The following is a 14,399-nucleotide window of genomic DNA, read 5'->3' on the forward strand; positions in this document are numbered from 1 at the left end:
TGCTCCTACCGATTGTTGCTAGGCCGTTATCCCGGGTGATTGCGTCATGCATCCCCCGACAAAATCAGAAGAAATGCCTGAGGAGATCACCATGAACGCTGCCGTCGAGGTTCTGCAATCCAGCCATCAGCACATCAACCGCGACCGTCTGTGGCAGTCGCTCATGGCGCTGGCCCAGCTCGGCGCCACGGTCAAGGGTGGGGTCTGCCGTCTGGCCCTGACCGACCTCGACCGCCAGGCCCGGGATTTGTTCGTGAAGTGGTGCGAGGAGGCCGGTTGCACGGTCACGGTGGACGGTATCGGCAACATCTTCGCCCGCCGGCCCGGGCGCAATCCGCACCTGCCACCGGTGATGACCGGCAGCCATATCGACACCCAGCCCACTGGCGGCAAGTTCGATGGCTGCTTCGGCGTGTTGGCCGGGGTCGAGGTGCTGCGCACCCTCAATGACCTCAAACTGGAAACCGAAGCGCCCCTGGAAGTGGTGGTGTGGACCAACGAAGAGGGTTCGCGCTTCCCGCCATGCATGATGGGCTCCGGGGTGTTCGCCGAGAAATTCATCCTGGAAGACACCCTGGCCAAGACCGACGCCGAGGGCATCAGCGTCGGCGAGGCGTTGAACGCCATCGGCTACGCCGGCACGCGCCCGGTCAGCGGGCATCCGGTGGGCGCCTATTTTGAAGCGCATATCGAGCAAGGCCCGATCCTGGAGGACGAGCGCAAGACCATAGGCATTGTGCTCGGCGCCCTCGGCCAGAAGTGGTTCGACCTCAAGCTGCGCGGTGTCGAAGCCCACGCCGGCCCGACCCCCATGCACCTGCGCAAGGACGCCCTGGTGGGCGCCGCGGCCGTGGTCGCGGCGGTCAACCGCGCCGCCCTCGGCCACCAGCCCCACGCCTGTGGCACCGTCGGCTGTCTGCAAGCCTACCCGGGCTCGCGCAACGTGATTCCGGGCGAGGTGCGCATGACCCTGGACTTCCGCCACCTGGAGCCGGCGCGCCTGGATTCGATGATTGCCGAAGTGCGCCAAGTGATCGACAACACCTGCGAAGAACACGGCCTGAGCTACGAACTGACCCCCACCGCGGACTTCCCGCCGCTGTACTTCGACCCGGTCTGTGTCGAAGCCGTGCGCGGTGCGGCGCAGGGGTTGGGCCTGTCCCACATGGACATCGTCAGCGGCGCCGGGCACGACGCAATCTTCGTCGCCGAACTGGGCCCGGCGGGGATGATCTTCGTGCCCTGCGAAGGCGGCATCAGCCACAACGAAATCGAAAATGCCGACCCCGACGACCTCGCCGCCGGCTGCGCCGTCCTGCTGCGCGCCATGCTCGCCGCCTCCCAATCCATCGCCCAGCGCCAAGCGTAGGAGCCGGCTTGCCGGCGAAGGGGCCCGCCAGACGTGCTTCGCCCATGCTGACGCCTACGCTGGCAAGCCTGCTCCTGCAGGAGCAGCGTGAGCCGCTTTGCCTGGCGTACACTGGCGAACTTTTCGCACGGGATGTCGACCATGCACAGGATGGTGCTCTGTCTGGCCCTGGCTCTGAGCCTGGGGGGCTGTATCGATTACAAATGGGGCCACGACTGGAAGGCCGACAATCCGGGCGGCTGGCAAGACGCAAGCGTTGTCGGTTTCGACAAAGGCACGGCGTTCCAGCTGGCCTGCGGGGGCAGCCCTCTGTATGTGAACGTGGAGACCCACGCCTCCCATCAACTTTTATCGCTGTTCTTCATCCCGTTGTTTTCCGCGTCGGACGATGACGGCCATGTGCAGATCAGGGCCAATCACCCCAGCCTGATGGCATGTGCTTCGCCTGCGCAAAACCCTCTGCTGCTGAAGTTGGACAACCGGCCCATTCAGGCTGCTGGCTTCTCGCGGCGTAGCAGCGAAGGCCTGTGCATCATCGACCTGGGCCCGCGCGAGTTGCAGGGCGAGCAGCTGTCGATCGAGGTCAATCAGGCCGTGCTGCCGTGTGCCGTGGCGCCGATGACCCTGAAAAAGGACAGTTTCTTCTGCCTGCGGGCTACAAAGTTCGGCGGCTCGACACCGTGCGGTCGGTAGCCAAAAAGCAAGGCCCTGCTTACCGAACGCGGCCCGACCTTTCGCAGCCTCGCGGGCTCGGCAGCGGCTACAGGGTCCGTGGCGAGCTGGTTTTTTGTAGCCGCTGCCGCAGGCTGCGCACGCCCGGCACGGGCGTAGGGGGTAGGGCCGAGATAGAGCTGCCAGCCGAACCTAAGCTAATTCCTAAAAAGTATTTATTTTCGATTTATTAGATCGATTAGCTTTTAGCGACTCTCCTGTCTCCCAGAAGGTTCGCCCCCATGCGCCTGCCCTTTGCTTTGCGTCGTAGCTTGTCGATCACCGCCCTGGCCGGTCTGGCGCTGGGCATGGCCCTCAATGCCCAGGCCGATACCGATCTGCGCATCGGCTACCAGAAATCCTCGACCCTGCTGGCGCTGCTCAAGGCCCAGGGCACCCTGGAAAAACAGCTGGCGGGGCAGGGCGTCAACATCACCTGGCACGAATTCACCAGTGGCCTGCCGCTGGCTGAATCGCTGAACGTGGGCAACGTCGACATCAGCGCCGATGTCGCCGACACGGTGCCGGTCTTCGCCCAGGCCGCCGGGGCCAAACTGACCTATTTCGCCACTGAAACCCCGTCGCCCGCCGCTCAGTCCATCGTCATCCCCAAGGATTCGCCGCTCAAATCCCTGGCCGACCTCAAGGGCAAGCGCATCGCCGTGACCAAGGCTGCCGGCAGCCACTACCTGCTGATCGCCGCCTTGCGCGAAGTGGGCTTGAGCTTCGCCGATATCCAACCGGTGTACCTGACCCCGGCCGACGGCCGCGCGGCGCTTGAAACCGCCAAGGTCGATGCCTGGGTCACCTGGGAACCCTTTGTCGCCAGCGCCCAGCGCCAGCAGGGCGCGCGGGTGCTGCACGACGGCCAGGGGCTGGCCAGTTATCGCCGTTACTACCTGGCTTCCAACGACTACGCCAAGGCCCATCCCGAGGTGTTGCAGCAAGTGTTCGCCGAGCTGCAGAAGACCGGCACCTGGGTCAAGGCGCACCCGGCCGAGGCGGCGAAACTGCTGGGCCCGCTGTGGGGCAACCTGGACGTGCCGACGGTGGAACTGGCCAACAGCCGCCGCACCTACAAGGTGGAAGCGGTCAAGCCGGACGCCCTGGGCGAGCAGCAGAAAATCGCCGATGCCTTCTACCAGGAAAAGCTCTTGCCCAAGCCGGTGGATGCCCGGGCGGTGCAGTTGTGGAGCCCCAAATCCTTGTAGTGGCTCGTTAGGTCGCTTTCGCTTGTAGGAGCCGGCTTGCCGGCGAACAGGTCCCCCTTTTTCTTGTTCACCGCCGGCTACGCCATCCCGCGCCCGGCGTCAGGAGTTCCCGTGTCTGCCGTTCACCCCCAAGAGGCCTTTGCCGTCCCAGCCTCCGTCAGCCCGCCCGCGGATAACGCCGACGTGGTGCTGGAATTACGCCACCTGACCAAGCACTACGCCCGCCGCCGTGGCCAGTCCGCTCCGCCTGCGGTGCAGCAGGTCAGCCTCAAGGTGCGCCGTGGCGAAGTGCTGTGCCTGATGGGCACCTCCGGCAGCGGCAAGTCCACCTTGCTGCGCCATATCAACCGGTTGATCGAGCCCAGCAGCGGCGAAGTGCTGATCGACGGTTCGGCCATCAGCCAGCTTTCGGCCAAGGAGCTGCGTACCCTGCGTTCGCGGCGCATCGGCATGGTGTTCCAGCACTTCGGCCTGCTGCCCCACCGCAGCGTGCGCGACAACGTCGCCTTGCCCCTGGAGCTGCGCGGCGAACCCGAGGCCCTGCGCCACGCCGCGGCCGACGTGCAACTGCAGGCCATGGGCCTTGAAGGCTGGGGCGATCACTATCCCCATGAACTGTCCGGCGGGATGCAGCAGCGGGTCGGGCTGGCCCGGGCCCTGGTCAGCGAGCCGGACATCCTGTTGATGGACGAACCCTTCAGCGCCCTGGACCCGACCATTCGCCGTGACCTGCAAAGCCACTTTCTGCGGGTGGTGCGCGAGCGCGGCATCAGCACCTTGCTGGTGACCCACGACCCGGCCGAAGCCCTGCGCCTGGCGGACCGCATCGCCGTGTTGCGCCACGGCCAGTTGATTCAGGTCGGTACGCCCGAGGAACTGCTGAAGCAACCGGCGGATGCCGAGGTGGCGGACTTCTTCCAGGAGCACGGCGCCCGCAGTGCCACGCCGGTGGTGGCGATTGCACCGAGTAACGCTGTGGCGGCACCGGCACCGGTCAGTTCCGGGCTGTCCTCGGCCCAGGCCCTGCTGCTGGGGCCCGCCGCCCTGGCCGCCAGTGGTCGCGGTGGCCTGTATTGGCTGGGCTTTGCCCTGGAATTGGGTGCGGCCGCAGCCTTGGGGCAAGGGCTGGCCACGGCCAGTTTCGCTTGGGCCGGCTTGGCGCTCATCGGCATGCTGCTCAGCCGCCTGTTGAGCCTGGCCCTGGCCCGCCGCCCCAGCCGCCTGGGCCGTTCCGACTGGCACCTGCCGTGGTTGGTGTTGCTGCTGTGCCAGGCCCTGGTGCTGTGGCGGGTACTGGCCGCTGATGCCTCGGGCCCCTGGCTGCAGTTTCCTGCCGACCGCCAAGCGCTGCTGGGCACCGCCGCAGCCATCGACCAACTGATTGCCTGGTCCCAGGTGACGTTCGAAAGCACCTTCGTCGGCGTGATAGTCGCCGTGCGCACGGTGATCGACAGCACCGAAAGCCTGCTGGGCTGGCTGCCCTGGCCGGTGCCGGCCCTGGCCCTGGTGCTGCTGGCCTGGCGCAGCGCCGGTGCCGCCCTGGCCCTGACCAGCGCCGCGGCCTTGCTCTACATCGGCCTGTTCGGTTTCTGGGAACGGACCATCGCCACCCTGGCCCTGGTGGGTTCCTCGGTGCTGATCTCGCTGTTGATCGGTGTGCCCGCCGGCATCCTCCTGGCCAAGCGCGCCCTGGCCCGGCGCCTGATCACTCCGCTCTTGGACGTGATGCAGACCCTGCCGACCTTCGTGTACCTGATTCCGGCGGTGGCGTTCTTCTCGGTGGGCAAGACCCCGGCGGTGATCGCCACGGTGATCTTCGCCCTGGCGCCGATGATCCGCCTCACCGCCCTGGGGATTCAGGAAGTGCCCAAGACCGCCGTCGAAGCGGCCCTGGCCCACGGCGCTACGCCGTGGCAGATCCTGACCAAGGTCGAACTGCCCCTGGCTGCGGGCTCCTTGCTACTGGGGATCAACCAGACCCTGGTGATGAGCCTGTCGATGGTGGTGGTGGCGGCGCTGATCGGCGCCGGCGGCCTGGGCTACGACGTGATGACCGCGCTGCGCAACATCAAAGGCGGCGAGGGCATGTTGGCCGGCGCCGCGATCGTGTTCTGCGCGCTGATTCCCGACCGCATCATTCAAGCGACCCTGCGCCAGCGGGATCGCACATTGCATCAATCATGAGGTGTCCCTTGAACAAGTCGTTTACTCGTACCCTTGGCGCCGCCGCGCTGTTGTTGGGTTTGTCCCTGCCGGTGCTGGCCAAGGACAAGATCGTCATTGGCGAGCAGAACTGGACCGGCGCCATCGCCATCCAGAACATCCTTGGCGAAGTGATCAAAAGCCGCCTCGACGGCGAGGTTTCCTACCTGGCCGGTGACGTGCCGGTGCTGTTCGCCGCCGCTGCCAAGGGCGACGGCTCGGTGGACGTGCTGACCGATATCTGGCTGCCCAACCAGTCCGCCGCCTGGGCCAAATACGTCACTGGCGGCACTCGCTCGCTGGTGCCCAACAAGCAGCCGTACCTGGGGGTGCAGGGCTTCTACATTCCCGGCTACCTGCAAGACAAATACGGCGTGAAATCGGTCTACGACCTGCAAAAGCCTGAAGTGGCCAAACTCTTCGAACCCCTGGGCGGCGGCAAGGCCCAACTGCTGGTGGGCCCGGCGGGCTGGGAGTCGACCTACATCGGCCAGATCAAGGCCAAGGATTTTGGCTTTGCCGACCAATTCGAATCGGTGTCCACCGAAGCCTCGGTGACCTACGCCAAGCTCGCCGCCGCCTACAAGGCCCAGCGCGGCGTGGTGTTCTACGCCTACACCCCGGACTGGATCTTCTCCGCCTTCGACCTGCGCCGCCTGGATGAACCGGCGTTCGACGGCTACGCCCAGGACAACAAGAAGGGCGATCCGCTGTACAAGCCCGACGGCTGCTGGAAGTTCATCAGCCCGACGGTGGATGCCGACTGGCTGAGCAAGAGCAAGATCACCTGCGCTTACCCGGATGCACGGGTGTATGTCCTGGCGTCCAGCGCCCTGCAAAAACGCGCACCACGGATCGCCGCGTTTCTGGAGAACTTCAGCATCGAGCCTCAGGCCCTGAACGACCTGATTCTCAAGATCGAAAAGGAACAGCAACCGGCGGCGCAGGCGGCCAAGGAATGGGTCGCGGCGCATCCGCAGATCGTTGATGGCTGGCTGGGCGCCAGCGGTGAAAAGGTCGGGGTGGCTCAATGAGTTGGCTTGAACAAGCGACCTTCGGCGCCGGGTGTTTCTGGGGCGCGGAAGCCGCGTTCCGGGCCTTGCCTGGGGTAGTGGACAGCCGCGTCGGCTACGCCGTGGAAGCGGCGGACGAAGCCTTGCAGATTGAAGTGGTGCAGGTGGATTTCGACCCGCAGGTGCTGGCGTATACCAGCCTGATCGAACACTTTTGGGATCTGCATGATCCGACCTCGGTGGATCGTCAGGGTGAGCATGGCGGGGTGAAATATCGCTCGGCGATTTTCCACACCAACGCTGTGCAGGCCGAGCAGGCGAGGGCGGCCAAGGCCGCCCTGCAAGACTCTGGCCGCCTCAACAAACCCGTGGCCACGGTGATCGTGCCTCTGGGCCGTTTCGACCTGGCGGATGAAGCGCACCAGCGTTACCTGGAGAAGAATGGCCTGAGCAGTTGCCACATCTGATCGTTTGCAGGTACGCAGGCTTTTGTAGGAGCTGGCTTGCCAGCGAAGAGGCCCGTAAGACCGCCTTCGCCGGCAGCCGGCTCCTACGTAACCCTCCACTGAATCACTTCCAGCACCGCGCAGCCTTCGCGGGTGAGCAGGTGCACGCCACGGGTGATGCGGGTCAGGTCGCAACCGCTGATGTCTTTCAGCCCCAGGGTGGAGAGGCTGTCCATCAGGTCGCGGACCACGGTGAAACGGTGGGCGGCGCTGCTGGCCAGGTCGCTCAAGGGGGCGTCGGTGTCGAGGTAGAACACCGGGTGTTCGGTGTCGTGGGTGTCGATGGGGGTGAAGCGGGGGAGGTGATGGTCAGTCATAGGTGCGGCTCCTTTTTTCAGAGCAGTCACCTTTTTCGCTGATTGGGAGGAATAGGGCGGTGGTACGCGGAAAGACTGGCCGGAGACAGGACAGCAGTGCACCAGAAGGTGTCCCGCGCATCACCGTCATGTCCCTCGATCACTGGCGCAAAAAGCGACTGCAATGATGGTTTGATAGTCGATGCGTTCCTATATTCGACCGGCCAAGGTCGCTCGCGGATTGGGTTGCGAGGGGGGACTATAGGAGCGACGTCATAGCGCTGCAACAGGGTGGTTGGGGAGATGTTTGAGCGCTTGTTTCGTGGTGTTGGTGGCTGGTTTTGGTGGGGGGCATATCGGTTGCTGCGGGTGTGGCGGCTGGAGGTTTCGCCTTTATGTCGGGGGACGGGGTACATATCCGTTGCTGCGGTCATGTCCACTTAGGGTTTCGCCCTTACGGCGAGTCCCTTTTTACAAACGCCTAAAAAGGAACCAAAAACGCTTGCCCCTCCATGGGCCCCTCGCTGGGGCTCGGGGTTCCCTCGCTTCGGCATTGCTCCGGGGGCCCGCCGCCAACCGGCCATCCATGGCGGGGTGGCGGCTAGCTCGGCATCCATGCCGAGCTGCCCCCTACGCAACGCCTACGCTCGGCCGGCTGGGAAGGGGCCGGAAGATCAAAAGCAAGAGCAAAAGCAAGAGCAAAAGCAAGAGCAAAAGCCAAGGTGCGCAGGCTGGCTCTTTGTAGCCGCTGCCGAAGGCTGCGAAACCAGGCGACGCGATATGTCAGGAATATCGGGGAGGCAGGTTTAGCGTCTCCTGCGGAGCCGGTCGCAGCCTTCGGCAGCGGCTACATTAACGCGAACGGCAATGAAACAGGCCGGCCGGCAGGCCGCCGTCAGATTTTGATCTTGCTCTGGCTTTTGATCTTGATCTGTTAGCCCCGTTAACCACGATGGCCGAACGCAGGCATTGAGCCGTGGGTAACCCGGCAGGGATGCCGGGTTAGCCGCCACCCGGCCATGGATGGCCGGTGGCGGCGGCCCACGGATCAATGCCGGAGTGAGGGCATGCCGAGCCTAGGCGAGGCACCGAGTGGAGGGGCAGAGCGTTTTGCTTACTTTTGCGCTCTTCAAAAGTGAGCCGCTGTAAGAGCGGAACCAATATCCGCCGCCCCCGCAGCAATGGATATGTCCCCGCCCCCTAAAAACTCACCCTCTCCACCCCCCACCCAACGCCACCACCAATCCCACACTCGCCTGCAACTCCCTGGTCTGCACCGCCTGCAACCCCCGTTGCGCCTGCAAGGCCGCGGTCTGCGCCGTCACCACATCCAGATAACTCACCGCCCCGGCCTGATAGCTGTTCATGGCCAAGGTCTGGGTATGCAGCGCCGCATTCACCGCCGCCTGCTGATCCAGCGCCTCCTGGCGCAAATCCCGCAGTTGCCCCAGGTTGTCCTCCACCTCCCGAACCGCACGCAGCACCTGCCCACGGTAATGCGCGGCGGCCTCTTCAAACTCGGCATGGGCCTGTCGCTCATTGGCGCTCAGCCGCCCGCCATCAAAAATCGGCAGGTTCACCAACGGCCCCAAGGCCCAATAGCGATTACCCGCCGCCAACAGATTGCCCACGCCTTGGGTCTGCCCGCCGAGCATCCCGGTCAGGCTGAAATCCGGGTACCAAGCGGCGCGGGCGATGCCTATTCCGGCATTGGCGGCATACACCCGGCGTTCGGCGGCGGCAATGTCCGGTCTTCGTTGCAGCAAGGTACTGGGCAGTTGCTGGGGAATGTCCGGCAGGCTCAGCAGTTGCGTCGAGGGTGCGAGGCTGAACCGGCTGGCCGGTTCCCCCACCAGTTCGCCAATCGCGTGTTCAGTGAGGTTGCGTTGGGCGCGTACTTCGTCCAATTCCGCTTCGGCGCTGGCCAGTTGGCTCTGGGCCCGGGTCAGGTCCAGTTGCGAGGCGATCTGCCCTTGATAACGGTCGCGGGTCAGTTGCAAGGCCTGGGCGTAATCTTCCAGGGAACGGCTCAAGATTCGGCTCTGGGCATCCAGGCCATTGAGCTGCACATAGAGCATGGCCAGTTGCTTTTGCAGGCTCAGGCGCGCCGCCGCCAGGTCGTCGCCGGAAGCCTGTGCCTGTGCATCGCCGGCTGCGGCTTGATTGCGAAGCCGGCCCCAGAGGTCGAGGTCGAAGTTCAGGGCAAAACCGGCGGTGTTGCTGTTGTAGATCGACGGTTGCGTGCTGCCGCGCAGGGGGCGGCTGTCCGACTGGCGCTGGCGCAGCGGTTGGGCGCTGGCGCTGATCTGCGGGAACAGCCCGGCATGCAGTTGGCTGGCGTAGGCCTGGGCAGCGTCGTAGTGGGCCAGGGCCGCCGCCAGATCCGGGTTGGCTCGGAGCAGGCGTTGTTGCAGGTCATCCAACTGCGGGTCCTGGTACAGCCGCCACCAGTGCTCGGCGATCCCCTGGGGCGCGGCGGCCGGGTGCCAGGGGCCGTCGGCGCTCTGTTCGCGATAGTGCTGCGGCAGGTCGATGGGCGGCACCTGGTAGTGGGGGGCCAGGGAGCAGCCGTGCAGGGCCAGCAACAGCAGGGCGGCGATAGGTTTAAGCCTTTGGCGCATGTTCGCCTCCCGCGTCTGCCAGTTGCACAAGGTCGCCTTCGCGCAGGGCGTCCGGCGGGTTGTCGATGACGTGATCTGTGGCTTGCAGGCCCTGGTCGATCACCAGCCGTTCCCCCAGGTCCAGGCCAATATGGATGCTGCGCAGGTGCACGCGTTTTGCACTGTCGATCACCGCCACCTGGGTGCCCTGGGCGCGGAAGATCAGGGCGCTGGCGGGGATGCTCACACCGTGGGTGTCGGCGGGAATCGCCAGCGTGGCTTCGGCATAGTCGCCGGGCATCAGGGCGCCGTCGGGGTTGGCGGCGACGAACTGTGCCAGCAGGGTGCCGGAGCGTGGGTCGATGGCGGTGGAGTCGCCCAGCAGTTGCGCGCTGAAGTGCTGGCCGGGATGTTCCGGCACGCTCAACTGCGCCACCAGTCCAGGGCGGATCACGCTGGCGTAGTTCTGCGGAATCGGCACGTAGAGCCGCAGTTTGTGGGTGTCCGCCAGGTCGAACAGCTCCGGGTCGCTGTCGTTGTCGGCCTTGATCAACTGGCCGATATCGGTGTGGCGGGCGGTGAGGGTGCCGGCGAATGGCGCACGAATGGTCTTGTAGTCTTCCAGCGCCGAGAGCCGTGCGTAGTCGGCGGCGGCCGCGTCGGCATTGGCTTTGGCGGCGGCTGCGTTGGAGGTCTTTTCGTCGGCTTCCTGGCGCGATACCGAGTGGCTGGCCAACAGGTGCTGCCAGCGTTCGGCGGTGGTCTGGGCCAGCCGGGCATTGGCTTGCTGCTGGATCATCCGCGCCCGGGCCTGGGCCACTTGCTGGTCCAGGTCGGGGCTGTCGATATGGGCCAGCACTTGCCCGGCGGCCACCTTGGCGCCTATGTCCTGGCTCCAGTCCTTGAGGTAGCCGCTGACCCGGGCGTGGATCGGCGCCTTGCTCCAGGCCTCCAGGTGCGCCGGCAGGCGCAGGGTGTCGCCCAGCACATTCGGTTGTGGTTGCAACACCAGCACTTGCGGCACGGCGGCGGTTTCGGTCCAGGCGGCCACGGCCCGTTCATGCCGGGTGCGCGCGGCCAGGCCGTTGGCCACCAGCAGCGCGGCCAGGCTCAGGCTGCCGATGCCCAGCAGCATCAGGCGTTTGCGCGAAGGGGTGTGATCAGGCGACATGGGTGTTTTCTCCAGCAACAGCGGATTGGGGACGGCGGCCGTGGACCAGGCTGAAGACCACGGGGACAAAGATCAGGGTGGCCACGGTGGCGAGGAGCAGCCCGCCGATCACCGCGCGCCCCAGAGGGGCGTTCTGTTCCTCGGACAGGGCCAGGGGCAGCATGCCGATGATCATCGCCAGGGCAGTCATGCACACCGGGCGAAAACGCGTGTAGCCGGCTTCCAGGGCGGCCTTGAGGGCATCGCCGTGTTCCGCCAGGCGCTCACGGCAAAAACTCACCACCAGGATCGAGTTGGCGGTGGCCACCCCCATGCACAGGATGGCCCCGGTCAGCGCCGGCACCGACAGCGAGGTGCCGCTCAAGAACAGCATCCAGACGATCCCGGCCAGGGCCGCCGGCAGCGCGGTGATGATCACGAACGGATCGACCCAGGACTGGAAGTTGACCACGATCAGCAGGTAGATCAGCACCACCGCCCCCAGCAGGCCCAGGCTCAAGCCGCTGAAGGCTTCATGCAGGGCGTCGATCTGCCCGTGCAGGCTGACCGTGGCGCCCTTGGGCCGCAGGGCCGCGGCGTCGTCCAGGACTTTTTGCATGTCGTGAGCCACGGCGCCTAGGTCGCGGCCCTGGACGTTGGCGTACAGGTCCAGTGTGGGCTGGATGTTGTAGTGGCTGACCACCGCCGGGCTCTCGACGCGGGAGATGTCCGCCAGGCCGCCGAGAATCTGCGACTGGCCATTGCTACCGGTGACCGGCAGCGCTTCCAGGGCCGGCAGGCTGCCCAGGCGGTACTGCGGGGTGGCGGCGACGATGGAATAGGACACGCCGTTCTTCGGGTTGAGCCAGAAGGTCGGCGCCACCTGGGAGCTGCCGGCCAAGGACGCCACCATGCTGTTGGTCACGTCGCGTTCGGTGATCCCCAGGCCGTTGGCCCGCAGGCGGTCGACCTTGACCTGCAAGGAGGGGTAGCCGGTGGACTGCTGGAGGCGCAGGTCGGCGATGCCCGGCACATGTTTGAGGCGCCGTTGCAGTTCCAGGGCGAAGGCGCGGTTGGCCGCGTCATCGGGCCCGGAGATTTTCACGTCCAGCGGGGCCGGGGCGCCGAAGTTGAGGATCTGGCTGCTGATGTCCGCCGGCAGGAAGGCGAACTGGCTGCCGGGGAAGCTTTCCGGCAAGGCTTCACGCAGCTGTTTCACGTAGTCGGCGCTGGGGGCGTGGCCGGGCTTGAGGGTGACCTGGATATCACCGTCCTGGGGCCCGATGGTGCCGCTGTTGCTGTAGGCCATGTCGATGCCGCTCAGGGGGATGCCGATGTTGTCGATGATGCTGTCCAGTTGCTCGGCCGGGATCACTTCGCGAATCCGCGCTTCGATGCGGTCGAAGGCCGCCGCGCTTTCCTCGATCCGCGTGCCCAGGGGCAGGCGCACGTGCAGGGCCAGGGCGCCGGCGTCGGTGGCGGGGAAGAAGTCCTGGCCCAGGCTCGGCAGCAGGGCGAAGGAAGCCAGCACACAGGCGAGGAAGCCGAGGATGAAGGTCTTGCGCCGCCCCAGGGCCAGGTGCAGCAGGCCGTGGTAGGTGTCGCGCACGTTGGAGAAACGCGCCTCGAAACCCTGTTGGAACGCCAGTAGCCCGCGTACCAGCGTGTTGCGCGGCTTGGCGTGTTGTTCGCCCTCGTGATGGTTGATGAAGGCGTCTTCCGGGTGATGCCCGGGACCCGCTTCCGGCACATGGGGCTTGAGCAGGTACAGGGCCAGGGTGGGCACCAGGGTCCGCGAGAGGATGAACGAGCTGGCCATGGCGAAGATCACCGCCAGGGCCATGGGCCGGAACAGGTAGCCGGCGATGCCCTGCAACAGGAACATCGGCACGAAGACGATGCAGATGCACAGCAGCGAGACGAAGGCCGGGCCGACGATCTGCTTGGCGCCGTCGAGGATTGCGTCCTTGACCGCCTTGCCCTGTTCCAGGTGCCAGTTGATGTTCTCGATGGTCACGGTGGCGTCGTCCACCAGAATCCCCACCGCCAGGGCCAGCCCGCCCAGGGTCATGACGTTGAGGGTCTGGCCGCTGGCCGCCAGCAGGGCAATGGCCGAGAGCACCGCCAGGGGAATCGAGGCGGCGATGATCAGTGTTGAGCGCCAGCTGCCGAGGAACAGCAGGATCATCGCGCTGGTCAGCAGGGCGGCGATGATGCCTTCCCGGGCCACGCTGCCCACCGACTGCTTGACGAACACCGAGGCGTCCCCCAGCAGCGAAGTCTTCAGCGCCGGCGGCAGGGTTTCGTTGATGCGCGGCAGCATCTGGCGGATGCCATCGACGATCGACAGGGTCGAAATATTGCCGTTCTTCAGCGCCGGCATCAGCACCGCGCGGCGTCCGTCGACCCGCACGATATTGGTCTGCGGCGGCGAACCGTCGCGTACGTGGGCCACCTGGCCGATGGTGATCAGCGCGCCGTCCACGGTCTTGATCGGCAGGTCGTTGAGCTCCTCGATGGCGGTGGGGCTGTTGTTCAGCAGCACCGTGTATTCATCGCGGCCGAGCTTGGCGGTGCCCACCGGGATGATCTGGTTCTGCGCCGCCAGGGCATTGCCCACGTCCTGGGCCGACAGGCCTTTGGCGGCCAGGGCTTGCGGGTCCAGGTCGAGGGTGATCTGCCGTTGTTTGCCGCCCATGGGGGTGGGCATGGCCAGCCCCGGCAGGGCGCTCAGGGGCAGGCGGATGTTGTTCTGTACCAGGTCGCGGATCTTCGCCTCCGACAGGGTCGGGCTGGAAAAGGCCAGTTGCAGGATCGGCACCGTCGAGGCGCTGTAGTTGAGGATCAGCGGCGGGGTGATGCCCGGTGGCATCTGCTTGAGCACGGTTTGTGACACCGCGGTCACCTGGGCGTTGGCGGTGCGGATATCCACTCCGGGCTGGAAGAAGATCTTGACGATGCCCATGCCCGGCAGCGACTGCGACTCGATGTGCTGGATGTCATTGACCGTGGTGCTCAGGGAGCGCTCGTAGGTGTAGATCACCCGCCCGGCCATGGCATCCGGCGACAGGCCGTTGTATTGCCAGACCACCGCCACCACCGGGATGCCGATATCGGGGAACACGTCGGTGGGGGTACGCAGGGCCGCCAGGGGCCCGATGATGCAGATGAATATCGCCAGCACGATGAACGTGTAGGGCTTGAGCAGTGCGGTCTTGACCAGCCCGAGCATGCCGAAAACCTCCGAGGGAGTGGGATTGCAAACCTCGGCAGCCTGCAGCGACCCACCTAACACGCGGCTTTCAGCCAGGTGAAGGAAGTTTTAGGTAAGGCCTGAAATT

10 protein-coding genes are annotated in these 14,399 nt (G+C 65.6%); 6 read left to right on the top strand and 4 right to left on the bottom strand.

Annotated elements, in window-relative coordinates:
* Nucleotides 1-91: 91 nt before the first annotated feature.
* From KHO49_RS27330 to msrA, 6 genes are all read left to right on the top strand, one after another.
* Nucleotides 92-1,369 carry a Zn-dependent hydrolase gene (locus KHO49_RS27330; protein WP_213666185.1) on the top strand — a complete coding sequence of 426 codons (1,278 nt, stop codon included), beginning with the start codon at nucleotides 92-94 and terminating at the stop codon, nucleotides 1,367-1,369.
* A gap of 87 nt (nucleotides 1,370-1,456) precedes the next feature.
* Nucleotides 1,457-2,062 (top strand): hypothetical protein, encoded by a 606-nt coding sequence (locus KHO49_RS27335; RefSeq protein ID WP_300240343.1) that lies wholly within the window; start codon nucleotides 1,457-1,459, stop codon nucleotides 2,060-2,062.
* Between the two features lie 260 nt (nucleotides 2,063-2,322).
* Entirely contained in the window at nucleotides 2,323-3,291 is a 969-nt protein-coding gene (locus KHO49_RS27340; RefSeq protein WP_213666186.1) for an aliphatic sulfonate ABC transporter substrate-binding protein, read from the top strand.
* Nucleotides 3,292-3,402: 111 nt separating this feature from the next.
* Nucleotides 3,403-5,475: an ATP-binding cassette domain-containing protein gene (locus tag KHO49_RS27345; protein WP_213666187.1), complete on the top strand. Its 2,073-nt coding sequence runs from the start codon at nucleotides 3,403-3,405 to the stop codon at nucleotides 5,473-5,475.
* Complete coding sequence (locus tag KHO49_RS27350; protein WP_213666188.1) at nucleotides 5,472-6,527, top strand: ABC transporter substrate-binding protein; 1,056 nt, start codon at nucleotides 5,472-5,474, stop codon at nucleotides 6,525-6,527. The genes KHO49_RS27345 and KHO49_RS27350 overlap by 4 nt, the downstream gene beginning before the upstream one ends.
* Complete coding sequence (msrA, locus tag KHO49_RS27355) at nucleotides 6,524-6,973, top strand: peptide-methionine (S)-S-oxide reductase MsrA (protein WP_213666189.1); 450 nt, start codon at nucleotides 6,524-6,526, stop codon at nucleotides 6,971-6,973. Before KHO49_RS27350 ends, msrA begins: the two co-directional genes overlap by 4 nt.
* 83 nt (nucleotides 6,974-7,056) lie before the next feature.
* Here the strand turns inward: msrA and KHO49_RS27360 are convergent, their stop codons facing one another.
* From KHO49_RS27360 to KHO49_RS27375, 4 genes are all read right to left on the bottom strand, one after another.
* A complete protein-coding gene (locus KHO49_RS27360; protein ID WP_213666190.1) occupies nucleotides 7,057-7,329 on the bottom strand; it encodes a hypothetical protein in 273 nt (90 codons plus the stop codon).
* 1,187 nt (nucleotides 7,330-8,516) lie between these two features.
* Nucleotides 8,517-9,929 carry an efflux transporter outer membrane subunit gene (locus tag KHO49_RS27365; protein ID WP_213666191.1) on the bottom strand — a complete coding sequence of 471 codons (1,413 nt, stop codon included), beginning with the start codon at nucleotides 9,927-9,929 and terminating at the stop codon, nucleotides 8,517-8,519.
* Entirely contained in the window at nucleotides 9,913-11,079 is a 1,167-nt protein-coding gene (locus KHO49_RS27370) for an efflux RND transporter periplasmic adaptor subunit (RefSeq protein WP_213666192.1), read from the bottom strand. The genes KHO49_RS27365 and KHO49_RS27370 overlap by 17 nt, the downstream gene beginning before the upstream one ends.
* On the bottom strand, nucleotides 11,069-14,290 hold the full coding sequence (locus tag KHO49_RS27375; RefSeq protein ID WP_213666193.1) for an efflux RND transporter permease subunit: 3,222 nt from the start codon (nucleotides 14,288-14,290) through the stop codon (nucleotides 11,069-11,071). Before KHO49_RS27375 ends, KHO49_RS27370 begins: the two co-directional genes overlap by 11 nt.
* Between the last annotated feature and the right edge of the window lie 109 nt (nucleotides 14,291-14,399).

Origin of the sequence: Pseudomonas sp. RC4D1 (assembly GCF_018390395.1) — a bacterium.
In the GTDB taxonomy this organism is placed as follows: Bacteria; Pseudomonadota; Gammaproteobacteria; order Pseudomonadales; family Pseudomonadaceae; genus Aquipseudomonas; species Aquipseudomonas danubii.

Excerpts from the sequence above, each read along its gene's own strand:
- KHO49_RS27375 (WP_213666193.1), bottom strand. The coding sequence starts at position 14,290 with ATGCTCGGGCTGGTCAAGACCGCACTGCTCAAGCCCTACACGTTCATC.
- KHO49_RS27360 (WP_213666190.1), bottom strand. The coding sequence starts at position 7,329 with ATGACTGACCATCACCTCCCCCGCTTCACCCCCATCGACACCCACGAC.
- KHO49_RS27370 (WP_213666192.1), bottom strand. The coding sequence starts at position 11,079 with ATGTCGCCTGATCACACCCCTTCGCGCAAACGCCTGATGCTGCTGGGC.
- KHO49_RS27340 (WP_213666186.1), top strand. The coding sequence starts at position 2,323 with ATGCGCCTGCCCTTTGCTTTGCGTCGTAGCTTGTCGATCACCGCCCTG.
- KHO49_RS27330 (WP_213666185.1), top strand. The coding sequence starts at position 92 with ATGAACGCTGCCGTCGAGGTTCTGCAATCCAGCCATCAGCACATCAAC.
- KHO49_RS27365 (WP_213666191.1), bottom strand. The coding sequence starts at position 9,929 with ATGCGCCAAAGGCTTAAACCTATCGCCGCCCTGCTGTTGCTGGCCCTG.
- msrA (WP_213666189.1), top strand. The coding sequence starts at position 6,524 with ATGAGTTGGCTTGAACAAGCGACCTTCGGCGCCGGGTGTTTCTGGGGC.
- KHO49_RS27350 (WP_213666188.1), top strand. The coding sequence starts at position 5,472 with ATGAGGTGTCCCTTGAACAAGTCGTTTACTCGTACCCTTGGCGCCGCC.